Annotated in this window: 25 protein-coding genes; 8 read left to right on the top strand and 17 right to left on the bottom strand. The window is 69.1% G+C overall.

Annotation, left to right across the window (positions count from 1 at the left end):
- Window positions 1-21 precede the first annotated feature (21 nt).
- Complete coding sequence (locus PIB44_RS03645) at window positions 22-819, bottom strand: extensin family protein (protein ID WP_064108288.1); 798 nt, start codon at window positions 817-819, stop codon at window positions 22-24.
- Window positions 820-911: 92 nt separating this feature from the next.
- Between PIB44_RS03645 and ppk2 the strand changes: the two genes are divergently transcribed.
- The gene (ppk2, locus tag PIB44_RS03640; RefSeq protein ID WP_278070445.1) at window positions 912-1,655 is read left to right on the top strand and encodes a polyphosphate kinase 2; all 744 of its coding nucleotides are present in this window, start codon (window positions 912-914) and stop codon (window positions 1,653-1,655) included.
- 6 nt (window positions 1,656-1,661) lie between these two features.
- Here ppk2 and PIB44_RS03635 read toward each other — a convergent pair whose 3' ends face one another.
- Window positions 1,662-2,300, bottom strand: coding sequence for a DUF2238 domain-containing protein (locus PIB44_RS03635; protein WP_051582138.1), 639 nt, complete (start codon window positions 2,298-2,300; stop codon window positions 1,662-1,664).
- Window positions 2,301-2,474: 174 nt separating this feature from the next.
- Here PIB44_RS03635 and PIB44_RS03630 point away from each other — a divergent pair, with 174 nt between their 5' ends.
- The gene (locus PIB44_RS03630) at window positions 2,475-3,494 is read left to right on the top strand and encodes a UbiA family prenyltransferase (protein WP_278070444.1); all 1,020 of its coding nucleotides are present in this window, start codon (window positions 2,475-2,477) and stop codon (window positions 3,492-3,494) included.
- Between the two features lie 25 nt (window positions 3,495-3,519).
- Window positions 3,520-4,362 (top strand): DUF3298 domain-containing protein, encoded by an 843-nt coding sequence (locus PIB44_RS03625; protein ID WP_278070443.1) that lies wholly within the window; start codon window positions 3,520-3,522, stop codon window positions 4,360-4,362.
- Window positions 4,363-4,521: 159 nt separating this feature from the next.
- Here PIB44_RS03625 and PIB44_RS03620 read toward each other — a convergent pair whose 3' ends face one another.
- Both PIB44_RS03620 and PIB44_RS03615 read right to left on the bottom strand, forming a co-directional pair.
- Window positions 4,522-4,719 carry a helix-turn-helix transcriptional regulator gene (locus tag PIB44_RS03620; protein ID WP_025978509.1) on the bottom strand — a complete coding sequence of 66 codons (198 nt, stop codon included), beginning with the start codon at window positions 4,717-4,719 and terminating at the stop codon, window positions 4,522-4,524.
- Entirely contained in the window at window positions 4,719-5,126 is a 408-nt protein-coding gene (locus tag PIB44_RS03615) for a hypothetical protein (protein ID WP_278070442.1), read from the bottom strand. The genes PIB44_RS03620 and PIB44_RS03615 overlap by 1 nt, the downstream gene beginning before the upstream one ends.
- A 124-nt stretch (window positions 5,127-5,250) precedes the next feature.
- Between PIB44_RS03615 and PIB44_RS03610 the strand changes: the two genes are divergently transcribed.
- Complete coding sequence (locus PIB44_RS03610; protein ID WP_134582389.1) at window positions 5,251-5,823, top strand: hypothetical protein; 573 nt, start codon at window positions 5,251-5,253, stop codon at window positions 5,821-5,823.
- Entirely contained in the window at window positions 5,810-6,475 is a 666-nt protein-coding gene (locus PIB44_RS03605) for a class I SAM-dependent methyltransferase (protein ID WP_278070441.1), read from the top strand. The genes PIB44_RS03610 and PIB44_RS03605 overlap by 14 nt, the downstream gene beginning before the upstream one ends.
- Before the next feature lie 7 nt (window positions 6,476-6,482).
- On the opposite strand, the gene PIB44_RS03600 is transcribed toward PIB44_RS03605, so the two are convergent.
- On the bottom strand, window positions 6,483-7,055 hold the full coding sequence (locus PIB44_RS03600) for an NADPH-dependent FMN reductase (protein WP_025978513.1): 573 nt from the start codon (window positions 7,053-7,055) through the stop codon (window positions 6,483-6,485).
- Window positions 7,056-7,132: 77 nt separating this feature from the next.
- Window positions 7,133-8,443, bottom strand: a complete 1,311-nt coding sequence (locus tag PIB44_RS03595) for a nicotinate phosphoribosyltransferase (protein WP_253119812.1) — start codon at window positions 8,441-8,443, stop codon at window positions 7,133-7,135.
- Between the two features lie 242 nt (window positions 8,444-8,685).
- On the opposite strand from PIB44_RS03595, the gene PIB44_RS03590 reads away from it, so the two are divergent.
- The 3 genes from PIB44_RS03590 (at window position 8,686) to PIB44_RS03580 (ending at window position 12,269) form a co-directional block, all read left to right on the top strand.
- On the top strand, window positions 8,686-9,099 hold the full coding sequence (locus tag PIB44_RS03590) for a CBS domain-containing protein (protein WP_134582385.1): 414 nt from the start codon (window positions 8,686-8,688) through the stop codon (window positions 9,097-9,099).
- An 89-nt stretch (window positions 9,100-9,188) separates the two neighbouring features.
- Window positions 9,189-9,779, top strand: a complete 591-nt coding sequence (locus PIB44_RS03585) for a hypothetical protein (protein ID WP_278070440.1) — start codon at window positions 9,189-9,191, stop codon at window positions 9,777-9,779.
- A gap of 102 nt (window positions 9,780-9,881) precedes the next feature.
- Window positions 9,882-12,269: an ATP-binding protein gene (locus tag PIB44_RS03580; protein ID WP_278070439.1), complete on the top strand. Its 2,388-nt coding sequence runs from the start codon at window positions 9,882-9,884 to the stop codon at window positions 12,267-12,269.
- Here PIB44_RS03580 and PIB44_RS03575 read toward each other — a convergent pair.
- The 11 genes from PIB44_RS03575 to PIB44_RS03525 form a co-directional block, all read right to left on the bottom strand.
- The gene (locus PIB44_RS03575; RefSeq protein ID WP_278070438.1) at window positions 12,254-12,787 is read right to left on the bottom strand and encodes a periplasmic heavy metal sensor; all 534 of its coding nucleotides are present in this window, start codon (window positions 12,785-12,787) and stop codon (window positions 12,254-12,256) included. The genes PIB44_RS03580 and PIB44_RS03575 overlap by 16 nt on opposite strands.
- 2 nt (window positions 12,788-12,789) lie before the next feature.
- Window positions 12,790-13,230, bottom strand: coding sequence for a hypothetical protein (locus PIB44_RS03570; protein ID WP_278070437.1), 441 nt, complete (start codon window positions 13,228-13,230; stop codon window positions 12,790-12,792).
- Between the two features lie 9 nt (window positions 13,231-13,239).
- On the bottom strand, window positions 13,240-13,815 hold the full coding sequence (locus PIB44_RS03565; RefSeq protein ID WP_278070436.1) for an RNA polymerase sigma factor: 576 nt from the start codon (window positions 13,813-13,815) through the stop codon (window positions 13,240-13,242).
- A 62-nt stretch (window positions 13,816-13,877) separates the two neighbouring features.
- Entirely contained in the window at window positions 13,878-14,519 is a 642-nt protein-coding gene (locus PIB44_RS03560) for an EF-hand domain-containing protein (RefSeq protein ID WP_278070435.1), read from the bottom strand.
- A gap of 67 nt (window positions 14,520-14,586) precedes the next feature.
- On the bottom strand, window positions 14,587-17,472 hold the full coding sequence (locus PIB44_RS03555; RefSeq protein ID WP_278070434.1) for a bifunctional [glutamine synthetase] adenylyltransferase/[glutamine synthetase]-adenylyl-L-tyrosine phosphorylase: 2,886 nt from the start codon (window positions 17,470-17,472) through the stop codon (window positions 14,587-14,589).
- A complete protein-coding gene (locus tag PIB44_RS03550) occupies window positions 17,469-18,884 on the bottom strand; it encodes a sensor histidine kinase (RefSeq protein ID WP_278070433.1) in 1,416 nt (471 codons plus the stop codon). The genes PIB44_RS03555 and PIB44_RS03550 overlap by 4 nt, the downstream gene beginning before the upstream one ends.
- The gene (locus PIB44_RS03545) at window positions 18,881-19,279 is read right to left on the bottom strand and encodes an endonuclease domain-containing protein (RefSeq protein WP_278070432.1); all 399 of its coding nucleotides are present in this window, start codon (window positions 19,277-19,279) and stop codon (window positions 18,881-18,883) included. The genes PIB44_RS03550 and PIB44_RS03545 overlap by 4 nt, the downstream gene beginning before the upstream one ends.
- Window positions 19,280-19,356: 77 nt before the next feature.
- The gene (locus PIB44_RS03540) at window positions 19,357-20,028 is read right to left on the bottom strand and encodes a response regulator transcription factor (protein WP_025978525.1); all 672 of its coding nucleotides are present in this window, start codon (window positions 20,026-20,028) and stop codon (window positions 19,357-19,359) included.
- Window positions 20,029-20,093: 65 nt separating this feature from the next.
- Window positions 20,094-21,644: a Do family serine endopeptidase gene (locus tag PIB44_RS03535; RefSeq protein ID WP_278070431.1), complete on the bottom strand. Its 1,551-nt coding sequence runs from the start codon at window positions 21,642-21,644 to the stop codon at window positions 20,094-20,096.
- Window positions 21,645-21,816: 172 nt separating this feature from the next.
- Window positions 21,817-22,293 (bottom strand): cytochrome c-type biogenesis protein, encoded by a 477-nt coding sequence (locus PIB44_RS03530; RefSeq protein WP_278070430.1) that lies wholly within the window; start codon window positions 22,291-22,293, stop codon window positions 21,817-21,819.
- On the bottom strand, window positions 22,290-24,299 hold the full coding sequence (locus PIB44_RS03525) for a heme lyase CcmF/NrfE family subunit (protein WP_278070429.1): 2,010 nt from the start codon (window positions 24,297-24,299) through the stop codon (window positions 22,290-22,292). The genes PIB44_RS03530 and PIB44_RS03525 overlap by 4 nt, the downstream gene beginning before the upstream one ends.
- Window positions 24,300-24,301 lie beyond the last annotated feature (2 nt).

Below are 24,301 nucleotides of genomic sequence, written 5' to 3'. Positions count from 1 at the left end.
CTGGAACGACCGCCTTTACAGTTAATCTCGGGTCCTTGCGCACACGCCTGTGGCGGCGGCGTCTAGATGAAAGTGGTCCCGATGCGCAGCATTATAGTCCGGCGTCAGGACATTTTTGAACAACTTGCACCCGCCGTCGCGCAGACGCCGAAGAAAGATTGCGCCTTCGCGTCCTGTCGGCCCCAAACCGTCCCAATCCTCCGCCACCGACACCCGGCGGCCATCCGAAAGCCTTACCCCGCTGACGTCCAGGGCGTTGGCGCGCGCATGCTGGCTGGGCCGCGCGGCCGCATCGCGCGAGCCATAGACTCGGCGGCAGGCGAAGGTCCCCAGGTTGTCGATCCGCGTCGCCTGCGACCCAAGGATGTCGCGCGACGCCGGCTGCACTATCTCGCGATCCCACAGAAACAGACGCGCGGCCATGGGGCAGCGCATGACCACCCCCGCCGGATTGAGCGGCGTCTGCTCGCCGCCGGAAATCCTGATCGCGCCGCGCACCACGCAGAAGCCGCCGTCATCCTGATCCGGGACCCGCGACGCGGTCACGCCGGCTTGCCGCAGCAGGGTCAGGCATTGAGCCGTCAGTTGATCGGCGCGTTGCGCCGTGTCCGCGTCGGACACCTCCAACGCCGCGAGCTTGGCGGCGGTCGCCGCGCCGATCGGCTGACGCAGGTCCAGAGGCTTCCAGGGGAGGTCCTGAGCCGGCGCGAAGGCGTCCACGAGCGCGAACAAGCCGCAGGCGGCCAGGATCGCCGCCCATAGTCCGCTCCACAGATCCGCAACAGGGGTCGCACGCGTCGCCATAGGGGGCCAATGCATCGAACCGCGCGTTGATCCTTCAAGCCGGCCGGCTCTGGCGCGTCCGGCGAAATAGCCGCAAGGTCGATACATCACGACACGGGGACACGCCGATGGCCAAGGACGACTATCCCGACATCCTCGAAGCCCTGCAGATCCAGATGGTCGAGACCCAGGCCTGGGCCATCGAACAGGGGTTGAAGGTCGTCATCGTCTTCGAAGGGCGCGACGCCGCCGGCAAGGACGGGGCGATCAAGCGGATGACCGAGTATATGGCGCCGCGCCAGACGCGGGTGGTCGCCCTGCCCAAGCCGACCGAGCGCGAGACGACCCAATGGTATTTCCAGCGCTACGCCGCCCATCTGCCGGCGGCGGGGGAAATCGTGATCTTCAACCGCTCCTGGTACAACCGGGCCGGGGTCGAGCCGGTCATGGGTTTCTGCACGCCCGCGCAGCACGAGCGCTTTTTGCACGACGCTCCGCACTTCGAGCGGATGCTGACCCAGTCGGGGACCCTGCTGATCAAGCTGTGGCTGGACATCAGCCGCGACGAACAAGCCCGCCGTCTGGAGGAGCGCGTCAACCATCCGCTGAAACGCTTCAAGGTCTCAGCCCTGGACGCCGAGGCTCAGGCCCGCTGGAGCGCCTATTCCGCCGCCCGCGATGAAATGCTGAATCGCACCCATGTCGACTATGCCCCCTGGACCGTAGTGGCGACTGACAAGAAGAAGACAGCGCGGCTGAACATCATGCGCCACGTCCTGCGCCGTCTGGACCGGCCCGGTCTGGAATGCCGCGAACCGGACCCTGCGGTCGTCTTTTCCGCCGATGCGGCGCAGGGGCGACTGGCGCAATAGGCGTCGTCAGCCGCCGAACAGACGCCGGTTCCTGTCGACGAAGGCGCGCATGGCCCGCACCAGCGGCCCGCCTTCGCGCCCTTTCAGATAGGCCCAGCCGGCGCCCGCCCCGATCAGGGCGCCGATGGCGTCGACGATCAGGTCCCACATGGTGTCGACCAGGCCGGACTTCTGGGTGTTGAGGCCGAACACTTGGTCCAGCATGAACTCCCAGATCTCCCACAGGGCGCCGATGGTCACGGCGAAGCAGAAGGCGAAGAAGGCCACCGTCAGGGACGCCGCCTTCAGCTGGCTTCCCTGCACCAGCATCAGCATCAGCAGGGCGCCGACCAGGCCGAAGGCCACGGCCGAACCGCCGTGCAGCACCACGTCCCACCACCAGTAGCGCTCGTAGAAATCGCCCAGTTCGCCCAGGAACAGGGTGGCGCACAGGAAGACGGCGATGGCGGTGACGAAGCCGATCGGCAGATTCAGCCCCACGCGCGGCGCCAGCCAGAAGGGAACCAGGGTCAGCAGAAAGGTCCCGACGCCGACGAAGGTGACGCTGAACTCCCCCGTCAGAAAGCCCCCGACGGCCGCCCCCAGCAGCACCATCCAGGTCAAAAGCAGCAGCCACGGTAAAGGAGCTCTTGTGCGCGTCGTCATCCGTCCTGTCCGCCCGGCTGCTGTTCCCGATCACGACCCTGATCTGGACGGCTCGGGCGCGCAAGCCCGGCCTCTCCGATCCCCTCGCCTGTCTGGCCGGTGAAAGACCTTATGCAACGGCGATCTGATGCAGCCTCTTCACCCCGCGCCGCCTTGGGGGCTAAGACCAGAGGCATGAACACAGCCCCGCTTCCCGACGCCGCTGGCCAGAACTGGGTCGATCGGCATGCGCCCGAGCGTCTGAAGCCCTGGCTGAAGCTGGGCCGCTTCGACCGGCCGATCGGGACGTGGCTGCTGCTGCTGCCTGGATGGCAGGGGATCATGCTGGCGCTGAACCAGTACGACCGGCCGTTCGGCGGCTATGAGCTGTGGCTGGTCGTCGGCTTCGCCATCGGCGCCGCCCTGATGCGCGGGGCGGGCTGTGCGGTGAACGACATCGTCGACCGCGACTTCGACGCCCAGGTCGCGCGCACCGCTTTGCGGCCTATTCCGGCAGGCCAGATCAGCGTCAAGCAGGCGTGGGCCTTCGTCGGCGGCCTCAGCCTCATCAGCCTGTGCATCCTGCTGACGATGAACCTGATGTCGGTGCTGCTGGGCGCCCTGTCGCTGGGGCTGGTGGCGGCCTATCCCTTCATGAAGCGCATCACCTGGTGGCCGCAGGCCTGGCTGGGCCTGACCTTCAACTGGGGCGCCCTGCTGGGCTTCGCGGCGGCGACGGGCGGGCTGTTCGCGCTCGGCTGGCTCTATGTCCTGAGCGTGAAGGTCAGCGGCGACAACTACTGGATGGCCGAGGGTCTGAACCGCATGGGGAACCTGGCCCTGTCGGCGGGGCTGCTCTATGCGGGCGGGCTGTTCTGGACCCTGGGTTACGACACCATCTACGCGCTGCAGGACATCGAGGACGACGTCATGGCCGGGGTGAAGTCCTCGGCGCGGGCGCTGGGCGGCAAAGTGAAGGAAGGCGTGGCCGTCTTTTACATCCTGGCGGTGGCCCTGGCAGGGGCGGCGGGCTACGTCGCGGGCCTGGGGCCGGTCTTCTATGTCGGTCTGGCGCTCTACGCCCTGCATTTCGTCTGGCAGGTGCGGCGGTTGCGGCCGGACGATCCGAAGCTGTCCCTGCGTCTTTTCAAATCAAATCGCGATGCGGGGTTGATCCTTCTGGCCGCCATAGCGTTCAACGGCCTAGCTTTCTGATCGAACCGTTCCAAAGGAGCCCGGCATGATCCCTTCGCGCCCCCTTCGCGTCCTTCTCGTCACCGCCGCCGTCGCGGCCTCGCTCGCCGCGTGCCAGCGCAATGAGAAGAAGGAGGCCCCGGCCGCGCCGGCCGCCTCCGCCCACGCCGTCGAAGGGCCGCTGAAGTACGACAGCGCCACGCCCTACGCCAAGGTCAGCCTGAGCCTGCCGGAGGCCGTGCTGTCCTATCCGGCGCTGTACACTCCGCTGTACCGCGACGAGGTGGCCAAGCTGAAGGAATACGCCGAGGGCGCCCAGGCCGACCGCACCGAGGCCGGCTCGCCCGAAGGCATGCCCCCGTATGAGAAGACCATCGTCTACGGCGCCCCGATCGAGACCGGCCGCCTGTTCAGCCTGATGCGGACCGACTTCGACTATTCGGGCGGCGCCCACCCGAACACGGTCGCCACCGGCCTGCTGTGGGACAAGAGCGAGGGCCGCCGCATCGCCGCCGCCGACCTGTTCGCCGACAAGGCCGACAAGACCAATCTGGAGCGCGCCCTGTGCCAGGCGGTGAACACCGCCAAGACCAAACGCCCCGGCGCCACGCCCGTCTCGACCACCAGCGGAACGTGGACCTGTCCCAAGCTGAAGGACGTGGCCGTGACGCTGGCTCCGGGCTCCGCGCCGGGCAAGGCGGGGGGCCTGACCTTCCTGCTGGACGCCTATGCGGTCGGTCCCTATGTCGAGGGCGCCTACTACCTGACCTTGCCGCTGTCGGCTTTCCAGAGCGCCCTGTCGCCAGAGTATGCCGGCGAGTTCGCAGGCGCCCCGACCAAGGCAGGCGACGTGACCGAGGACTTGCGCCTGAAAGCGCCGGCCGCCTGATCAGGGCGCCCCATCGTTCCCGTTGGTCGATCATGATGAAGCGCCGGGCGTCGTCGACGCGTTTCAGCGTCACGCCCGGCGCCGTCGCCGTGCGCCCACGTCTCCCCCGGTGACGGTGACGCGGGCGATTATGAAGTAAGGTTATCCTGACTTGATGCGTCAGGCATGCGGGTTCTCGAAGATGTCCTCGACCGGCTGTTCGAACAGGGCGGCGATGCGATAGGCCAAGTCCAGCGAAGGGTCGTGCTTTTCAGTCTCCAAAGCATTGACCGCCTGGCGCGACACGCCCAGCGCCTGACCCAGTTGCTCCTGGGTCCAGTTCCTCTCGGCGCGCAGCAGTTTCAGCTTGTTCTTCATCAGTTCGATGACCGGATGAAGGGCGAGACCAGGCCGAACGCAGCCCAGAACAGCGGATAGATCAGCCAGGCCGGCAGATGCGGCGCCCCGGCGAAACTCTCGCCGAAGCCCCAGAAGGTCGCCGCCGCCATCGCCAGCCCCGAGGCGATGATGAACTGCTTGGCCGTGACCATGCGCACGAACTCGTCGCTGTCGCGCATCAGGGCCAGGGTGGCCCAGATTTGCCCCACCACGGGGGCGACGACCATAGCGGCGAGCGCCCAACCGACAGGCCTGCCGATGACGCCATCGAACATGTCCGTGGTCATCATCGCCACGCAGATCGCCACATAGGCCGCCATAAAGCCTAACGTGCGCAGGACGTAGCGGCGTCCCGCCGGAACGTGTTGCTTAGAAAGGGCCGGCATAGCAGGTGCTCCTGACTTTATGTCACGAAAACCTGACACCAGCCTTATGTCATGTCAACCTGACTTTTTATCAGCCTGTGCTGACTTTATTGCCAGAGGCTTCGGCGCCCCCTAGCTTGCCCTCATGCGTAGTCTCCTCGCCCTCGTCGCCGCTTTCCTGTCGACAGCCGCGCCGCTTTCAGCGGTCGCCTCCGCCCCCGCGCCATTTCACGCGGAAGACGTGCGCGGCGCACGCGACTACAGGGACCTGCCGCGCCTCGACGGGGCGCGCATTCGCGCCTGGCGGCAGTTGTCGGTGGCCGAGATCACCTTGCCGACCGCCGCCGTGGCCGAAGGCGCCGCTTCTGAAGGCGCCCTTCGCATGCAGGGCCAGATCAGCCACCTGGACTATGTGGTGCGCCCTGCCGTCGCGCCGATCGACATGGCGCGGCATTATGAAGACGCCCTGCGCGAGGGCGGTTATGAGACCGTCTTCGCCTGCACCGGCATCGCCCGCTGCGGTTCCGGCATGAGCGCCTTGATCCTTCTGAGCGACACCGTGGCCCCGGCCGGGTTCGCCGACGGCGTGTTCAACGATCAGGTCAGAGTGATCGTGGCGCGCAAGGGTTCGACCTGGGTGCTGCTGCACATGACGCGCGGGCCGGACCGGTCGCTGGTCTATCAGGCCGTCGTCGAGGGCGCCCGTGAGCTCGACTAGGCGCATCGCCGACCCTGCCCGTTTCATTCGCGACAACACCCGTCTTCAGCCCGTCTCGCACACGCCCGAAATCGCCCTGTGGCTGGCAGACGAGGTCACGCCCATCTGGCGCCTGACGGAAGAAGAGCTGGGCGAGATGGGCCTGCCGCCTCCGTTCTGGGCCTTCGCCTGGGCGGGCGGACAGGCGTTGGCGCGCTGGCTGCTGGACCATCCGGAGGCTGTAGCGGGGCGCCGGGTGCTGGACCTGGCCGCTGGATCGGGCCTCGTCGGGATCGCGGCGATGAAGGCCGGCGCCGCCTCGGTCCTGGCCGCCGACATCGACCCCTTCTGCGCCGCCGCCGTGGCCGCGAACGCGCAGGCCAACGGCGTCCAGATCGCCTTCACCGCCGACAATCTGCTGGAGGCGCCGCCTGCGTCGTTCGACCTGATCTGCGCCGGGGACGTCTTCTATGAGGGGCCGATGGCGCAGGCGATGCTGGCATGGCTGAAGCAGGCGCGCTCAGCCGGAACAAGCGTGTTGGTCGGCGACCCCGGCCGCACCTATTTCCCTAAGGAAGGGCTCAGCCTGCTGGCGGAATACCGGGTGCCCACGACGCGCGAGCTGGAGGACCAGGAGGTCAAGCGCACGCGGGTCTGGTCGCTGGACGCCTGACGCCCCCTCAGGCGCCGCGCGGCAGGACGGTCAGCACCCGCGCCATATGCTGGTGGAAGGCTTCCATATAGTCGCGCAGGAACTGTTCGGTGCCGGGGACGCTGACGTTTCCGTCATCGTCGATCAGGTCCGGCTTGAACTGGATGTAGGCCTCGACCGCGTTCATCTGCGGGGCCTGGAGGAAGCCCAGGATCGGGCGCAGGGCCTGTTGACCGACCGCCGTGCCGATGGCGCCGGGCGAGGCGCCGATGACCGCCGTCGGCTTGTTCTTGAAGACATTGGTCCCATAGGGCCGGCTGGCCCAGTCCAGCGCGTTCTTCAGCCCGCCGGGGATGGAGCGGTTGTATTCCGGCGTGACGATCAGGATGGCGTCGGAGCCCTTGATCGCCGCCTTGAAGTCGTTGGCGACGGCCGGATAGTCGGCGTCGTAGTCAGAGGAATAGAGCGGCAGGTCGGCGAAGCTGATCTCGCTCATGTTCAGCTTGTCCGGCGCCAATCGAACCAGCGCCTTGGCCAGTTTGCGGTTGATCGAGCCCTTGGCCAGGCTGCCGATGATGTAGCCGACGTTATAGGTGGTCATGACAGGCGTCCTGCTGGGTAAGGGCCGCGTCCACGGCCGCTGGCGAGTCAATGCCCAGCCAAGCTTGGCGGTTCCGTTCAGACGCGCACGGCCTGCCGCCCCCGTCCCGCCTCGCCGAAGACGCGCAGATAGCGTTCGATCTCGGCGCGGTCGCCGGTGGCCTTTTCGACATTGTCCGACAGCTTGACGGCCGGGCGGCCCGCCGCCTGCGTCACCTTGCACACCAGCGACAGGGGCAGAAGTTCAGGCGCCTCGACCGGCGCGCAGTCGCGGAAGTCGTTGGTCAGATTGGTGCCCCAGCCGAAGCTGGTGCGCACCCGGCCCTTGAAGTGGGCGTGGGCCGCCTCGATGCCGTCCACGTCCAGCCCATCGGCCAGGACCAGCAGTCGTTCGCGCGGGTCGCGGCCCTTGGACGCCCACCACTTCATGATGATCTCGCCGCCCTCGATCGGCGGAGCGGAATCGGGGCGGAAGCCCTTCCAGTCGGCCAGCCAGTCGGGCGCGTCGTCCAGAAACGCCTGCGTGCCGAAAGCGTCCGGCAGCGCGATCAGCAGATTGCCGTCATAGGCGGCGCGCCATTCCTCCAGCACCCGATAGGGCGCGGCGCGCAGAGCCGCCTCGTCCTCGCCCGCCATCGCCGCCAGCACCATCGGCAGTTCGTGGCCGTTGGTGCCGATGGCCTCAAGGTCGTTGTTCATGGCCAACAGGACGTTGGAGGTGCCGATGAAGGCGCTTCCCAGCCCCTCCTTCAGCGCTTCGACGCACCAGCCCTGCCACAGGAAGCCGTGGCGGCGGCGCGTTCCGAAGTCGGACAGGGACAGCGGCTCCAGCTGTCGCAGGCGCTCGATCTTGCTCCACAGCTTGGTCTTGGCGCGCGAATAGAGGATGTCCAGTTCGAACCGGCCCATTCGGCGCAAGGCCCGGCGGCTGCGCAGCTCGTTCAGGATCGACAGGGCGGGGATTTCCCACAGGGTGACATCGGCCCAGCTCCCCGAAAACTCGAGTCGGTATTGGCCGTCGGCGCTGCGCGAGAGGTCGTATTCCGGCAGACGATATTCGGCCAGCCACGCCAGAAAGTCCGGGCTGAAGATCGACTTCACCCCATAAAAGGTGTTGCCGCCCAGCCAGATCAGCTCGCGGTTGGTGAAGCGCAAAGAGCGGGCGTGGTCCAGCTGGGCGCGCAGTTCGGCCTCGTCCACCTCTTCGGCCAAGCGCACCGAAGTCGTGCGGTTGATGACCGAGAACGTCACCGGCACGTCGCGAAACCGCCGCCAGATCAGCTGCAGCATCAGCAGCTTGTAGAAGTCGGTGTCCAGCAGGCTGCGGACGATGGGGTCCAGGCGCCAGCCGTGGTCATAAGCCCGCTTGGCCAGGTCGATGTTCGCCATGCCCGATCAGTCCGCCTTTTATTTCACCGGTTCGCCTGACGCAGGGCGCGTCGCCCCCCTGCCTATCACACACAAGCTCGGCCGCCAGGCTGCGCCTCCGCTAACATATTGGGCGCGCCGCGATCGATCACGATAGCGGGCGTCCTGGCGAACGTCGCCAACACGCCTGCGGTGGAACTGCACGCCTCGCGCGCGGGTTTCCCCGCAGGGCCGCCACGAGCCCCTTTCACCGGGAGAACGCCATGAAGATTCGCGACGTGATGAGCAAGGACGTGCAGGTCGCCCGCCCCGAAGACACCCTGCAGGCCGTCGCCGGACGCATGGCGGCTGGCGACTTCGGCTTTATCCCGGTGGCCGACGGCGACCGGCTGATCGGCGCCCTGACCGACCGCGATATCGTCGTGCGCGGCGTAGCCTCGGGGGCCGGGCCGGACGCGCGGGTGCTGGACGTGCTGTCGCGCGACGCCCTTGTGGTGCGGGCCGACGATGATTTGAAGGTCGCCCTGGACCTGATGTCCTCGCGTCAGATCCGCCGCCTGCCGGTGGTGGACAAGGACGGCCGCCTGGTCGGGGTGGTGTCGCTGGGCGACCTGTCCACGCGGGTCAAGGAACGCTACGCCGGAGAGGCGCTGGAAGAGATTTCCCGCCCCGGCTGACGGCTTTAAGGCCCGCTAACCATGTCGCGGAACCCCGCGATAACAGCTGACGCGCCATGCTGCCTCTTTGATTTTCAGGAGAGACCGGCATGGCGCGCGCCCAGTTCCAGAAGGGCCAGAAGGTCTGGGTCGAAAGCGTCGGCGTCTGGGCCCAGGTCGAGAAGGTCAACCCGGTCTGGGCCAAGGGCTTCGACGAGCCCGTCCGCATCACCTACGACGTGGGTCTGGGGCGTGAATTCGCCGGCGCCGAGCTGCAACTGCCCGCTGAGGACCGCGCGGCCACAGCCATAGGCGACTGGCGCATCCTCCGCGCGCGCAACAAGTGGCAGGACGCCGCCGATTGCGCCCACCATCCCTTCCCCGGCAGCTATCCGGTCGTAGTCACCGACAAGGCCGACTGGGGCGGCTGGCGCGTGCCCGGCGCCGAATACGACCGCGATCCTCAGCGCATCGAGTTCCAGTCCCGCCTGATCGCCGCCGCGCCTGACCTGATGGATTTGGCGCGCGAGCTGCTGGCGTCGGTGGCCGAGGCCCCGGAAGACGCCCCGCCCGAGACCGTGCGCCTGGCGCGCCGGGCCCAGACGGTGCTGCGTCGGATCACCGACGTGCTCGCCCCTCCGCCCGAAGCCTCGAAACCCGGGCCCGGCGAGGCCGCCCCGCCTTTCGAAACCGAGGCTTAGCGGCCAAGCGCAGCCTTGAGGCCCCCTCCCGGCCGCCGACCCTCGACAGGAGTCGGCGACACAGCCTAGATTCTTCGCTGAATCGGCACAGGAGGTCGCCTTTTGCAGGGCATAGAGCGGCGCAGCTATGGGCCGGGCCGCAGGGCCACGGACCGACAGGGCGCGCGATCCGCTCCCTGGGCGCGCATCCTTGCGCTCGCCGTCGCCATTGCGCTTGTGGCTTACGCCCTGCTGGTCCTGCGCGAAGCCGACCGGCCCCGCCGCGAGGCCGAGGCCGCCCGCATCGAAGCGCTGAGCCTTGAAGCGCGCCTGGCCGCCTCGCAGGTCGAGGCCCAGGCCAACCGCGCCGCCCTGGCCCTGCGCGCGGGCGCGCGGGCCCTGAACCAGACGCCCGCTCAGCCCGCCGCCGCCCTTGATCATGCGCGCGGTCTGGCGCCCGAAGCCGCCTTCATGATCGTGGACCCGCAGGGCCAGATTCTGGCCGCCAGCGGCGCGCGCCTGTCCGCCCCCGCCGCCGCTATCTCCGCCGTCCAGCTGGGCGAGGACGGCATGACCCAGAGCGTCACGGCGGGCGGCGGCGCGATCCTGCTGGCCCGCACGCCCCTGCCTGAACTCAAGCCCAGCCTGAGGGACGTGACCCTGTCGGTCATGCCGGCGGGCCAGACCCCGGCCGAGCCGGGCCGCGCGGTCAAGGGACCGGACGGACAGGCGCGCTCGGCCGCCGTCGCGCCCATCGGCGACACCGGACTGGCCGTGGTGGCCGCCCTGCCCCGGGCCCACGGCCTGGCCGCCTGGCTGGAAGACGCCTGGATGCTGGCCGGGCCCTTGCTGCTCGTGGTGCTGATGCTGGCCGTCATCGCCGTTCAGAACAGCCGCCAGATGCGGGCCGGCCGTCGCTGGGCCGAGACCGAGCGGCGCTTCCGCGTGGCGGTCGAGGCCGCTCGTTGCGGCATATGGGAGTGGGACATCAGTCGCGGCGAGATGGTCCTGTCCGACTATATGGCCGCCCTTCTGGAGGTCGAGGAGGGCACGCGGCTGACGACCCAGGCTCTGATCGAGCGCGTCCACCCCTCCTATCGCGACGTGCTGCATCAGGCCCTGGACGAAGCCGCCGTCAGCGGCGCCTTCGAGGCCGCCTTCCCGATTCCGCTGAAATCGGGCGGCGTCCGCTGGATCGATGCGCGCGGCCAGTCGCGCCAGCCGCGCCGCGACGGCGCCTTCGTCAGCCTGATGGGCGTGGCGCTGGACGTGACCGACGCGCGCCGCACCAAGGCGCAGGCCCAGGCCGCCGAGGGTCGGCTGCGCGACGCGATCGAGAGCGTGTCGGACGCCTTCGTCCTGTTCGATCGACGCGGCCGCCTGATCCTGTGGAATCAGGGCTTTCAGGACGCCTTCGCCTTTCCGCCCGGCGTCGTTCGGCGCGGCGCGCTGAAGGACGAGCTGAACCGCATCGCCGCCGACGCCATCAAGTCCGAGCGTCCCTCCGTCGAAGGCCGCGCAGGCGTACGCGAGGTCGAGCTGAAGGATGGCCGCTGGCTGCAGATGGCCGAACGCTTCACTGGCGACGGCGGCACGGTGGTCATCTGCGCCGACATCACCGTCGTCCGCCGCCAGGAGGCCGAGCGCCGCCGCGCCGCCGATGAACTGCGCGCCATGGTTGAAGAGCTGGAGGCCAGCCAGGACAAGCTGTCCCTGCTCGCGCGCAAATATGAGGTCGCCATGACCCGCGCCGAAGACGCCAACCGCGCCAAGTCCGAGTTCCTGGCCAATATGAGCCATGAACTGCGCACGCCGCTGAACGCCATCAACGGCTTCTCGGAGATCATGGCGGGCGAGATGTTCGGGCCGCTGGGCGACCCCCGCTACAAGGGTTACGCCGCCGACATCCACGCCTCGGGCCAGCACCTGCTCAGCCTGATCAACGACATCCTCGACATGGCCAAGATCGAGGCGGGCAAGCTGACCCTGCACTATGAGGCGGTGGCGCTGGACGTGCTGTGCGGCGAGGCGGTGCGGCTGATGCGCGGCAAGGCCCTGGAGTCCCAGTTGCGGCTGGCCCTGTCCTGTCCGGAGGGCCTGCGCGTCGAGGCCGATCAGCGCGGCCTGAAACAGGTCCTGCTGAACCTGATCTCAAACGCCGTGAAGTTCACGCCCGAGGGCGGGGCGGTGCGGGTCAGCGTGGTTCCCAGAGACGATGAGACGGTGCGCATCGCCGTGGCCGACACCGGCATCGGCATCTCGGCGGACGACCTGGCGCGCCTGGCCCAGCCGTTCGAACAGGTCGAAGGCCAGCATTCCAAATCGACGCAGGGCACGGGTCTCGGCCTGGCCCTGACCAAGTCGCTGATCGAGCTGCATCGCGGCCGGATGACGATCGACAGCGAGCCGGGACGCGGCACCACCGTCTGGTTCGACCTGCCCGTCAAAGCCCCGCAAGGCGCCATGAAGCCTGTGGACGGCCCGGTTCAGCGGGTTCAGCGCGCGGCCTGATCACCCGCCGGATCGCCCGCCTTGTGCGCCGGATGCTGCGTGTCGGACGCCGCGCCCTTGTCGCGCGCTTTCGACTTATGACGCGACAGGATCGGCGCCAGGGCCTTTCTGTCGGCCGCCGACAGCCGCCCCAGAGTCTCGACGGCCCCGGCTTCCAGCCGCGCCCGCCCGCGCATCTCCGAGGCGCGCGAGCGTTCCAGCAGGGCGGCGACCGCCACTGCGTCAAAGCCGTCTGACGCCGTCATGGCGATGGCCTCGCGCCGCGCGGCGCGGGCGTCTTCGAAGTCTGGCCGCGCCTCAAGGGCGCTGGCGCGCAGCTCGCCCTTGACCTGATCGCGCACGGCGGGCGGCAAGGCCTCGACCACGGCCCAGACGGGCTCGCTGCGGCCCGGCCGGCGCCCTTCCGCCGCCTGCTCCTGCGCCTTGCGCGACAGCACCCAGGCGGTGCCCCCGCCGACAACGGCGAAGATGTTGAGCGCGACCGAGGCCGCCAGGGCGATCTTCAGACCCTTGTTCATTCCTATCCCCCCAGGCCAGCGGCCAGGATCTCAGCGTCGTCCGGCGCCGTCAGACTGGCCTGATACAAGACGGTGTCGGCCCGGATTTCCGCAGTCATCTGACTGGTCAGCACCATGCCGAAGGCCACGCCCGCACAGGCGGCGGCGGCCCAGCCTGCGCCCGACATCCACGCGAACGGCCCCAACAGCCCTCGGCGCCGCCCAAGATGGGCGCCCGCCGCATCAGCGATGACCCACTCGCGCAGGGCGTGCGACGGCGCCGGACGCGGCGCGGCATCCAGAAAAGCGTCCAGCAAGTCCGCCTCGCCCAGAACCCGCCCTGCGCGCGGATCGGCGACCAACAACCGGCGCGCGGCCTCGCGCTCCGCTTCGGGCCAGCGGCGCAGGTCCGCGCCATAGGCGTCGGCCAGATGCTCAAAACGTTCCAGGTCCATCGTCGTCATCTTCAGCCCTTATCTCCCCGTCGCCTTCACGACGCCCTGCGGCGCGATGTCCGCCAGCGCCGTCCGCAAGGCCCGCCGCCCGCGTGACAACAGGCTTTCCAGCGCCTCCACGCTGATCTCCATCAGGGCGGCGGCCTCGATATTGCCCAGCTCCTGATAGTGGCACAGGACGATGGCCTCGCGCTGGCGCGGGGGCAGGCGCGACAGGGCCGCCTGAACCTGGGCGCCCGTCTCCGCGGCCAGCAGGCCCCGGTCCGGCGCCGGGCCGTCGTCGATATGGTCAGGCATGACGTCCCTCGCGATCTCGCGGCGGCGGCGCAGGCGGTCGTAACAGAGGTTGAGGGCCACGCGATGCAGCCAGGTGTCGAAGCGCGCCTGACCGGGCGTCCAGCGCGGCGCCTGTTTCCAGGCTCTGAGCATCGCCTCCTGAGCCACGTCCTCAGCCTCCGCCGCGTCGCCCAGCATCCGCTGAGCGAGCGACAACATGCGCGGCAGCTTGCGCGCGACCATGGCCTGAACGGCGGCAGGATCGCCCGCGCCCACGCGCTTCACCAGGTCCTCGTCGGGGTCGGCGACCTTCGCCAATCACGCCTCTTTGCTTGGCTGCAACAAGGGCGAGCGGTCCAGCCGCCGTCCCCGACATCACCTTACTCCGAAACGGGCGCCGAAGGCGACGCCGTCCCCTGCGGGCGCTCGGCCGACGGACGCTGCATCCGGCGCATCTCGCGCTTCTGACGCATCTGGGCGCGGCCCGCCTGCATGGCGGCGCGGCGCTCTTCGACGCTCAGCATCCCGTCGCGGTTCGCATCCATGCGGGCGAAGCTTTCCGTCGCCTTGCGCTCCGCTTCGGCGATGACGATGGGAAAGCGGTCGGCGCCGCCGCGCGCGGCGCGCCCGCCTATGCGCCTCTGCTTCATGCCGCCTCGTGCATGGCTCGCCATACGGCCTTCACCGCGCGCCTGCGGACCCGGCGCCACGAACTCGGCGCGGCTGATGGAGCCGTCCTTATCGGCGTCCAGGCGATCGAACTGGGCGGCGCGACGTTCGGCGCGGCGGGCCTGAGCATGGCCGCGCATTTCTTCGGCCGTCACCTGACCGTCTCCGTTGGCGTCGGCGGCGCGCAACCGCTCGACGCGTCTCTGAACGAAGTCAGCCTGGCTGATCGGCTGACCCGCAGACTGGGCCATGCGCGCCTGGCGTCCTGTTTCCGGCGTCGTCTGCGCCGCAGCGGCGCCGCCCAGCGTCAGCATGAGGGCGGATACGGCGGCGGCGGCGAATATGGTCTTCATCTCGATGGTCTCCTGGGGCGAAGCCGCCCCGAAAGCATCCCTGTCGAGAGATAGAACGGCGACCGGATCAGTTTCCGTCGCTGATCGGCGGCAGAACCGAATCAAAGGCCCGCCGCGCGCGCAGCCGCAGGTCGATCAGCTGCGCCTTCAGCGTGTCGAAATCCGGCGCCCCGACCGCTGCGGCCAGACGCTGCTGAAAGCCTGGCGGCTCCTCATCGGGGTCGTTTTTATCTTCAAAGGCGCAGGCGGTCAGTTGCGACAGCTGCTGATGCATGCGCCAGCTGTCGGCCAGCACGGGGTCGTCCTTCAGCGCCTCCAGCGTCGAGACGGTCAGGGGCCGGCCCGCCGCCCCCGCCATCAGCTGGCGGTACTGGCCGACGAACTCGGCGTCCACCTGAGCCCCCGCCGACAGCTTCAGATCCCAGAACCCCTTAGCCGCCCGTTCGCGCTCCATCAGATCGCGCATGGCGCGCACTTCGCGCGCGGTTTGCGCCGCGTCCCTGGGCCGCCGCAAGGCCTCCTCCAGCGCCGCCGTGACCTCGGCGCCGAACGCCTCATCGCTGGCCCAGACCACGCGCGCGCGGGTCAGGGCCATGAACTCCCAGGTGTCGGCCTCTTCGGCGTAATAGGCGCGCAGGGTCTCCAGCCGCACCGACACCGGCCCCTTAGACCCCGTAGGGCGCAGGCGCATGTCGACCTCATACAGGCCGCCCTCGGCGGTATGGGCGGAAAGGGCGGCGATAAACCGCTGGGTGAAGCGGCCGTAGAAGGTCTCGGCGCTCCAGCCGCGCCCGGCGGATGCGGCCTCGGGCGGTGCCGCATAGACGGTCATCAGGTCCAGGTCTGAGCCCGCCGACATCTCGCGCGAGCCCGCCTTGCCCAGGGCGACGACGGCTGCTGCGCCCGCCAGCGCCCCGCCGAGGCGTTCGGCCTCCTTCAGGGCCGCCGGGGCCAGCGCCCGCATACAGGCGTCGGCCAGATCGGTGTTGGCGCGTCCCGCCTCCTCCGGTCCTGCGCGGCCGGTGATGGTGTGCATGCCGATGCGGAAGACCTGCTCGCGATGCTGGCGACGCACGACGTTCATCGCCTCCTCGAAATCGCTTGCGGCGGCGGCCTCGGCCAGAAGCTGGGCGACGACGCCCGAGTCGGTGTCCAGATCCGTCAGGAAGCGCGCGTCCAGCACCCCGTCCAGCGCCTGCGGACGCCGCCCCAGCATCCGGGCCAGCCGTGGCGCAAAGGCCATCACTTCCACCACCAGTTCGAACAGCTTGGGCTGGTTCAGGAACAGGGCCTGCACCTGCACACCCGCACTCAGCCCTGCGAAGAAGACGGCGAACCGGCGGAAGGCCGCATCCGGCGCCCCCGTCTTGGCCACCGCCGTCAGCAGTTGCGGCGCCAGCCGGGTGAACAGTTCGCGCCCCCGCGCCGTCCGCGTCGCCTGAATGCGGCCGTGGTGCCAGCTGCGGATCGTGTCGGACACGCTGGCGGGCTCGGAAAAGCCCATGCGGGCCAACGTCTCCAGCGTGCCGGGGTCGTTCTCCACCCCGGTGAAGACGAGGCTGCCATAGGGCGAGGACAGGTCTTCGCCGCCTTCGAACAGTTCGCCATAGCGGGCGTTGACCCGCACCAGCAGGCGCTCGATCCCGGCGTCGAAGGCCGCCAGATCGCCCTGTCCGGCCAGAGCCGCCACATCGGCGCGGCGGTCGGGATCGACGGGCAGGATATGCGTCTGTTCGTCCGCCAGCATCTGGGCCCGATGCTCCAGCGCGCGCAGCTCGACATAGGCGGCGCGCAGTTCGTCGCGCGCCTCAGGGCTGACGTGGCCCGCCTTGGTCAGGGCGTCCAGCGCCTCCAGCGTGCGCGGCGAGCGCAAGGCGCGGTTGCGGCCTCCCAGGATCAGCTGCTGAGTCTGGACGTAGAACTCGATCTCGCGGATGCCGCCGCGACCCAGCTTCAGGTTGGCGCCCGCCGCCTCCAGCCCCTCGCCGGTCTTGTGGACGTGGATCTGCTTCTTGATCGACTGGATGTCGAGAACCGCCTGATAGTCCAGACTGCGGCGCCAGATGTAGGGGACCAGCGCCTTCAGGAAACCGGCGCCCTCGGCCGCGTCGCCGGCGCAGACGCGGGCCTTGATGAAGGCCGCACGCTCCCAGTTCTGGCCGACGGATTCATAGTAGGCCAGAGCCATCGGCGCCGCGACCACAGGCGGGGTCGAGGACGGGTCGGGCCGCAGCCGCAGATCGACGCGGAACACGTATCCATCGGCCGTCCGCTCGGCCAACAGGGCCGTCAGCCCCTGCGCCAGGCGGTTGACGAAGCCCTGCATTTCGACGCCCTCGGACAGGGCGGCCTCCAATACCTCCGGCTCGTAGAAGAGCGACAGGTCGATGTCCGAGGAATAGTTCAGCTCGAACGCCCCGCCCTTGCCCATGGCCAGGACGAACAGGCCCGGAACCGGCCCGCGTGGGTCGTCGGGCGCCGAGATCAGCCGCCCGCGCCTGCGCCAGTCGTCGGCCAGTATTCTGAGCGCCGCGCGCGCCGCCGCGTCGGCGAACCGCGACAGGGCGCCCGTCACCTGATCCAGATCCCAGACTCCGCCCAGATCGCACAGGGCCGTCAGCAGATGCAGTTCCGCCTTCAGATGACGCAGCGGCGCCTTGGCCTCGTCCGGCGCGCCTGCCACGGCTTCAGTCGCCGCCAGAATCTCCGCCAGCCGCGCCTCGGGATCGCTGTCCAGCGTCCGCCGCAACCGATCCGGCCAGCGCCGCGCCAGCCCGGCCAGATAGGGCGAGGCGGCGAACACCGGCAGCAAGGCCCCCCACGCCGCATCCAGCGTCGCGCGCCAGCCATCGGCCTCCGCCGCCTCGATCAGTCGTTCATGCAGGCGCGCCGCCGCCTGTGCGTCGCGCGCGGGGCCGCAGGGCTGCAACCGCGCCGCCAGACCTTGGCTCACGCCTCGGCCTCGGGCGGGTGCGTCGCGGGGGGCAGGATCAGGGCCACGCGCAGGCCTGGCCCGCGCCCGTCATAGACGCCCGGGCCTTCGTCCAGCTGGATGCGGCCGCCGTGCGCCTCGGCCACCGCCGTGACCAGCGACAGACCCAGGCCCGAGCCCGGCTCGGTGCGGCTGTTGTCCAGCCGCACGAAGCGTTGCAGCACCCGTTCGCGATCCTCGTCCGGCACGCCAGGCCCGTTGTCGGTGACCGAAAGCTCTACATCGCCGGACGAGCGCCGCCGCGCGCGGAACATCACAGCCCCGCCCTCGGGCGTATATTTGATGGCGTTGTCGATCAGATTGGCCAGGGCCTGGGCCAGGAAGGGCTGGTTGCCCTCGATCAACAGCCCCTTCTCGATCTCGGCGGCGAACTCCAGCCCCTTGTCCTCGCCCGCCGGTTCGTAAAGCTCGGCCATGTCGGCGGCCAGATCGGCGGCGTCGAACACCCTCGGCTCGGGCGAACCGCCCGACTGAAGGCGGGCGATGGCCAGGACGGTGTTGAAGGTCTTGAGCAGGGCGTCAGCCTCGTCCAGCGCCACGCTGAGGGCGTCGACGCCCGAGGTCCGCCCCGCCTCGGCGTCAATCAGGGCCACCTCCATCTTGGCCTTCATCCGGTTCAGCGGCGTGCGCAGGTCGTGGGCGATGGCGTCGCCGGCATGTCGGATCGAGGCCATCGAGCCTTCCAGCCGGTCCAGCATCCCGTTCAGCCCCTCGGCCAGTTCGTCCAGTTCGTCGCCGGAATGCCGGATGGGCACGCGCGCCTTCAGGTCGCCCTCCTGCACCGCCGTGACCACGCGGTTCAGCCCGGCCATGACCCGCTCGACCCTGCGGCTGATCCACAGTCCGCCGCCCACGCCCAGCAACAGCACCATGACCATCGCCCCCCACAGGGCTTGGGTCAGCCGCGCCAGATAGGCTTCGATGTCGCCGATGTCCTCGCCCACGAACAGGTGTTCGCCGCCCGACAGCGGGGTGTCGATGCCGATCGATTGGCGGCGCCGAACGCGACCGTCTTCATCCGTGTCGGTCAGGCGGAAACTGTCCCACTGCCCCGGCTTCACCCCGTCGGGCACGTCGGTGATGTTGGCGGTGATGATGCGGCCCTCGGCGTCCTTGAAGACGTAGAGATACGGCCCGTTGCGGATCGCCCGTTCGACCAGCGCCTGATTGAGGGCGTCTCGGCCGCGTGTGCGATAGATGGCGGTCAGGCTGTCGATCTCGCCCTGAACGCTGGCCTCCGCCCGCATCCGCGCCTCTGACGCCGAGGCGAAATAGACATAGGCCAGCACCGCGCTGGCCGTCGCCACGAACAGCGCCAGAAACAGCAGCGTCAGCCGAAAGGGCGTGCGGCGGAAAAGGGAGGGCAGTTTCACTTTGGCTTATCTCCCTCCCCTTCATGGGGAGGGTGGTCGCGCAGCGACCGGGTGGGGAGGGCTTCAAGCGCGCCCATTATGCCCCCCATCACGCCGTCCAGATCATCGCGAACGGCGGCGTTGTCGAACCTCAGCGTCGTGAACCCTTCGCCTGCCAGCACGGCGTCCCTCATCTTGTCCCTGTTCGCCCGCGCCTCGACCGTATGGGTGACGCCGTCGACCTCTATGACCAAGCGCCGGTCGAAACAGACGAAGTCGAGATAATAGCCGCGAAACGGCGCCTGCCGCCGAAAATGAAACCCTTGAGCGCGCAACAACTTCAACTGCACCCACAAGCGCGCCTCTGGGGGCGTCAGCGCCTTTCGCATGGCGCGAGCTCGGGCGATGATCGCCATGATCTGCAAGCCCTCCCCACCCGACCGGCTGCGCCGGCCACCCTCCCCATGAAGGGGAGGGAGAAGCACTGTGAGCCTTACGCCTCCAGCCGGTACCCCGCGCCGCGCACGGTCTGCAGCATGGCCCTGTCGAAACCCTTGTCGATCTTGGAGCGCAGGCGGCTGATGTGCACGTCGATGACGTTGGTCTGAGGGTCGAAGTGGTATTCCCAGACCTTCTCCAGCAGCATGGTGCGCGTCACCGACTGGCCCGCGTGGCGCATCAGGAACTCCAGCAGCTGGAACTCGCGCGGCTGCAGGTCGATCTCCTGGCCGTCGCGGTGGACGGTGCGGGCGATCAGGTTCATCTCCAGGTCGCCGACCTTGAGCACGGTCTGGACCCCGCCGGTCTCGCGTCGGCGCGACAGGGCCTCGACCCGGGCGACCAGTTCGGCCAGGGCGTAGGGTTTGACCAGATAGTCGTCGCCGCCGGCCTTCAGGCCCGTCACGCGGTCCTCGACCTCGCCCAGGGCGGACAGGAACAGCACCGGCGTCTGGTCGCCGCCCTTGCGGATGGTTTCGACCATGCCGACGCCGTCCAGGCGCGGCATCATGCGGTCCACGACATAGACGTCGTAGCCGCCCTTCTGCGATTCCAGCAGGCCGAAGGCGCCGTCCACGGCGTGGGTGACCTCGTGCCCGGCCTCGCTCAGGCCGCGCACCATGGCGGTCGCGGCTTCAGCATCGTCCTCAACCACCAGAATACGCATGCAGCCTCCCAAAAAAGATTCGGCGGCGATGTTAGCGCATCGCCGCCGATCCCGTGAGTTACGCCTTATTCAGACTTGGCGAAGGGCAGTACCACCGAGGAGTTGGTTCCCTGCACCCGGATGAGCAGGAAGACTCCCGGCCGTCCCGCCGAGCGCGCCTCATCCACCGCCGCCTTCAGGTCCGCCTCTGAACGGACGACGCGGTTGTTGGCGCGCTGGATGACCGTGCCGACCGGCATCCGCATCTTGCCCGCTTCCGAACGCGGAGCGACGGCGGTGACCACCACGCCCTGCATGTCGTCGGGGATGGAGTAGCGCTGACGCAGAGCCGAGGTGATCGGCGTTACGGTCATGCCTTCGATCGACTGGCCGACAGCCGCGCCGTCTTCGCCGGGTTGCTGGGCGCTTGAACCCTGATCGCCGTTCAGCTCGGCTTCCGACGGACGGGTGCCCGCGCGGATGTTGAGGGTCTGGCGTCGACCATCGCGCAGGACTTCAAGCCGCAGCGTATCGCCAGGCTTGGCGCGGGCGACGCGACGAGTCAGCTCGGTCGAGCTATCGACCGCCTCGCCGTTGACGCTGACGACCACGTCGCCGATCTGCATCCCGCCGCGCTCGCCCGGCGCGCCGGCCGTGACCTCGGCGACATAGGCGCCCTTGACGTCTTCGTTCAGGCCCAGGGCGGCGGCCGCCTCCTTGGACAGGGTCTGGATCTGCACGCCCAGATAGCCGCGCTGGACCGTCTCGCCGCGCATCAGCTTGTCGGTGACGGCCTTGGCCGTGGTCGCGGGAATGGCGAAGCCGATGCCGACCGAGCCGCCCGACGGCGAAAAGATCGCCGTGTTCACGCCGATGACGCGGCCGTAGATGTCGAAGGTCGGACCGCCGGAGTTGCCGCGGTTGATGGCCGCGTCGATCTGCAGATATTCGTTGTAGCCGATTGGATCGATGTCGCGCGACTTGGCTGAGACGATGCCCGCCGTCGCCGTGCCGCCCAGGCCGAAGGGGTTACCCACGGCGATGACCCAGTCGCCGACGCGCGGCTCGGCGGCTTCTTCAAAGCTGACGAAGGGGAAGGCCGAACCTTCGACCTTGATGACGGCCAGATCGGTGCCTTCGTCGCGGCCGATCAGCTTGGCCTTGAGTTCGCGGCCGTCGCTGAGCTTGACCGAGATCTCCTCGGCGTTCTCGACGACGTGGTTGTTGGTGACGATGAAGCCGTCGGCCGAGATGAAAAAGCCCGAACCGGCGCCGGCGGCTAGTTGGGTGTTGTCTTCCTCGCCTTCCGCCGAGCCGCCTGGCGCGCCGGGGATGGGAATGGAGCCAAAGCCCGGAATCTGGAACACGCCGCCGCGTGGGCGCTGGACGCGGGTCTTCACATCGATCTGCACCACGGCGGGGGCGACCTGCTGGAAGATGTCGGCGAAGCTGAGCGGCGCGCCCTGCGGGGGGGCGAACGCCAAGGCTCCGGCCCCCGCGGAGGGAACCAGCTGCCCGACCTTGGCGGCAGGCGCGGCTTCGGCGCCCGGCCAGGTGATGACCCCGCCCGCCGTCGCAGCGGCGGCGAAGGTCAGGCCGACAGCGGCCCCCAGAATGAACTCCTTGCGTTTCAGCATCGTCGTCCTTGCAGTCTTTACTGGCGGATACGGAAAGCTCCGTTCGCACATGGATATAGGGCGTTACGGCTCAAGCCAATGCACGCCGTCGCGATGATTGTTCCCGATCATCGTTCGGCGTATGGCGCGTCTGCGTCAGGAAGGCGGCGAAAGGCTTGCCGAATGGAAAGCTTCAGGCGTTTTCGTCGTCAGCCGTAAACTCGGCCAGGGCGCGTTCTTCTTCCGCCGTGAGAGGGGCGGCGTCGCCCGGCCCGCGACGGCGTGCGCGCAGGACCAGCACAATCCCCGCCCCCGCCGCCAGGGCGAACGGGCCGAACCACAACAACCAGGTGCCGATCCGCACCGGCGGCTGGAACAGCACATAGTCGCCATAGCGACGGATCAGGTCGTCCTTGATCTGGGCGTCGGTCTTTCCCGCCGCGATCTGTTCGCGCACCAATCCGCGCAGGTCGGCGGCGATGCCTGCCGGGCTGTCGGCGATCGATTCATGCTGACAGACGACGCAGCGGATGTCGCCGAACAGGACCCGGGCGCGGGCCTCCTGCGCCGGGTCCGTCAGCGGCCGGTCGGGCGCGGGCGGCGGCTCGGCCAGAGCGGGCGCGGCGCTCGCCAGCAGGGCGGCGGCGAACAGGGCGACGGCGCGCCTCATGCCTGAGCCTCGACGGGCTCGACCGGCTTGGCGGCCTTCTTCGCGCGCGAACCCGCCCCGACGCGCAGGCGACGGTCCAGCAGCGAGATCAGACCGCCCAGCGCCATCAGCGCCGGCCCCAGGAAGATCAACCGCGCCCACGGGTTGTAATAGATGCGCACGATCCAGGCGCGCTCGCCGTCGTCGGTCGCCGCCCGGTCGCCCATGACCGCGTAGACGTCGTCCAGACCGCGGAAGTCGAGGCCGACCTCGGTCGTCGTCTGGCCGCCCGCCGGGAAGAAGCGACGCTCGGCGGTGATGACGCGCTCAGGCGCGCGGCCGTCGACGGACATGATGGTCAGGCGGCCTTGCTCAGCCAGATAGTTCGGCCCCTCTATGACCTGCACCGCGTCCAGCCGCGCCTTCCACGGCCCGGCGGCGACTTCCCCGCCCAGCGGCAGGGCGGCGGCGGCCTCGGCCTTGAAGCTGGTCTCGACGACGGCGCCCAGGATGAAAACGCCCAGACCCGCGTGGGCCAACGCCATGCCCCAGGCGCCCAGCGGCAGGCCCTTGGCGCGGCGCAGAGTCTCGCTCAAGGGCGCGCCCAGGGCCTTGGTCCGCACGCCCAGTTCGGCCAGCGCGCCGAGGATCAGCCACGCCCCGACGCCCAGCCCTGCGGCGGCCAGCGCCTTCTTGGGCTCGAACAGGAAGAAGGCGGCGACGGCGGCGGCCAAGGCCAAGCCAGCGGCCAGCCAAAGGCGCTGCAGGGCGCCCTTCAGATCGCCTCGCTTCCACGCCAGCAGCGGCCCGGCAGGCAGGATCAGACAGGCGACGATCATCAGCGGGTTGAAGACGGCGTTGAAATAGGGCGGGCCGACCGAAATGGTCGCGCCGGTCGCAGCCTCTAGGATCAGGGGATAAAGGGTGCCCAAGAGCACCGTCGCCGCCGCCGCCGTCAGGAACAGGTTGTTCAGCACCAGCGCGCCTTCGCGGCTGATCGGCGCAAAGGCCGCGCCCGAGCGGATGGCCGGGGCGCGAAGGGCGAACAGGATGAAGGCCGCGCCCGCCGCCACGCCCAGAATGGCCAGCAGCACCATCCCCCGCTGGGGATCGACGGCGAAGGCGTGGACGGAGGTCAGCACGCCCGAGCGCACCAGAAACGCGCCCAGCATGGAGAAGGTGAAGGCCAGGATCGCCAGGAACACCGTCCAACCCGCCAGCGCGCCTCGCCGCTCGGTCACGATGGCCGAGTGCAACAGGGCCGCGCCCGCCAGCCACGGCATGAAGCTGGCGTTCTCGACCGGATCCCAGAACCACCAGCCGCCCCAGCCCAGCTCGTAATAGGCCCAGAAGGAGCCGAGCGCGATGCCGACCGTCAGCAGCGCCCACGACGCCAGCGCCCACGGCCGCACCCAGCGCCCCCAGGCCGGATCGACCCGCTTCTCGATCAGGGCGGCGACCGCCAGCGAGAAGCAGACGGAAAAGCCGACATAGCCGCCGTACAGCAGCGGCGGATGCACGGCCAAGGCTGGGTCCTGCAGCAGGGGGTTCAGCGACGCGCCCTGCACCGGGGCCGGGTCCAGCCGGAAGAAGGGGTTGGAGGTGAAGGCGGCGAAGGCCAGGAACAGGCTCGACAGGGCCGCCTGCACGGCCACGGCCGAGGTCTTCAGCCCGAACGGCAGGCCGCGCGCCAGGGCCAGCGCCCCGCCGAAGACCGTCATCACCAGACACCACAGCAGCAGCGAGCCCTCATGGCTGCCCCATGCGGCGGCGACCTTGTAGAAGACCGGCTTGTCGGTGTGGCTGTTCATGGCCACGTTCGACACCGAGAAATCCGAGACGACAAAGGCGTAGATCAGGGCGCCGAAGGCCAACAGTATCGCCCCGGCCGAGGCCAGCATGGCGCCGCCGCCGGCGCCCGCCAGCACGGGGCTGAGCCGCAGCCGCCCCGCCGTGGTCAGCGCCAGGCTGAGGACCGACAGCGCCAGCGCCAGGATCAGGGCGAAGGCGCCCAGTTCGACGATCAAGG

The organism is Brevundimonas sanguinis (assembly GCF_029636725.1).
GTDB classification, from domain to species: Bacteria; Pseudomonadota; Alphaproteobacteria; order Caulobacterales; family Caulobacteraceae; genus Brevundimonas; species Brevundimonas sanguinis.
This window is presented reverse-complemented; position numbering and strand designations above follow the sequence as displayed.

Bases quoted from the DNA above. Each gene is read 5' to 3' on its own strand.
- PIB44_RS03535 (WP_278070431.1), bottom strand. From the start codon at position 21,644: ATGCTGAAACGCAAGGAGTTCATTCTGGGGGCCGCTGTCGGCCTGACC.
- PIB44_RS03545 (WP_278070432.1), bottom strand. From the start codon at position 19,279: ATGGCGATCATCGCCCGAGCTCGCGCCATGCGAAAGGCGCTGACGCCC.
- PIB44_RS03540 (WP_025978525.1), bottom strand. From the start codon at position 20,028: ATGCGTATTCTGGTGGTTGAGGACGATGCTGAAGCCGCGACCGCCATG.
- PIB44_RS03610 (WP_134582389.1), top strand. From the start codon at position 5,251: ATGCGTAGTCTCCTCGCCCTCGTCGCCGCTTTCCTGTCGACAGCCGCG.
- PIB44_RS03530 (WP_278070430.1), bottom strand. From the start codon at position 22,293: ATGAGGCGCGCCGTCGCCCTGTTCGCCGCCGCCCTGCTGGCGAGCGCC.
- PIB44_RS03590 (WP_134582385.1), top strand. From the start codon at position 8,686: ATGAAGATTCGCGACGTGATGAGCAAGGACGTGCAGGTCGCCCGCCCC.
- PIB44_RS03575 (WP_278070438.1), bottom strand. From the start codon at position 12,787: ATGAACAAGGGTCTGAAGATCGCCCTGGCGGCCTCGGTCGCGCTCAAC.
- PIB44_RS03625 (WP_278070443.1), top strand. From the start codon at position 3,520: ATGATCCCTTCGCGCCCCCTTCGCGTCCTTCTCGTCACCGCCGCCGTC.
- PIB44_RS03630 (WP_278070444.1), top strand. From the start codon at position 2,475: ATGAACACAGCCCCGCTTCCCGACGCCGCTGGCCAGAACTGGGTCGAT.
- PIB44_RS03595 (WP_253119812.1), bottom strand. From the start codon at position 8,443: ATGGCGAACATCGACCTGGCCAAGCGGGCTTATGACCACGGCTGGCGC.
- PIB44_RS03585 (WP_278070440.1), top strand. From the start codon at position 9,189: ATGGCGCGCGCCCAGTTCCAGAAGGGCCAGAAGGTCTGGGTCGAAAGC.
- PIB44_RS03635 (WP_051582138.1), bottom strand. From the start codon at position 2,300: ATGACGACGCGCACAAGAGCTCCTTTACCGTGGCTGCTGCTTTTGACC.
- PIB44_RS03570 (WP_278070437.1), bottom strand. From the start codon at position 13,230: ATGACGACGATGGACCTGGAACGTTTTGAGCATCTGGCCGACGCCTAT.
- PIB44_RS03560 (WP_278070435.1), bottom strand. From the start codon at position 14,519: ATGAAGACCATATTCGCCGCCGCCGCCGTATCCGCCCTCATGCTGACG.
- PIB44_RS03600 (WP_025978513.1), bottom strand. From the start codon at position 7,055: ATGACCACCTATAACGTCGGCTACATCATCGGCAGCCTGGCCAAGGGC.
- PIB44_RS03645 (WP_064108288.1), bottom strand. From the start codon at position 819: ATGCATTGGCCCCCTATGGCGACGCGTGCGACCCCTGTTGCGGATCTG.
- PIB44_RS03620 (WP_025978509.1), bottom strand. From the start codon at position 4,719: ATGAAGAACAAGCTGAAACTGCTGCGCGCCGAGAGGAACTGGACCCAG.
- ppk2 (WP_278070445.1), top strand. From the start codon at position 912: ATGGCCAAGGACGACTATCCCGACATCCTCGAAGCCCTGCAGATCCAG.
- PIB44_RS03615 (WP_278070442.1), bottom strand. From the start codon at position 5,126: ATGCCGGCCCTTTCTAAGCAACACGTTCCGGCGGGACGCCGCTACGTC.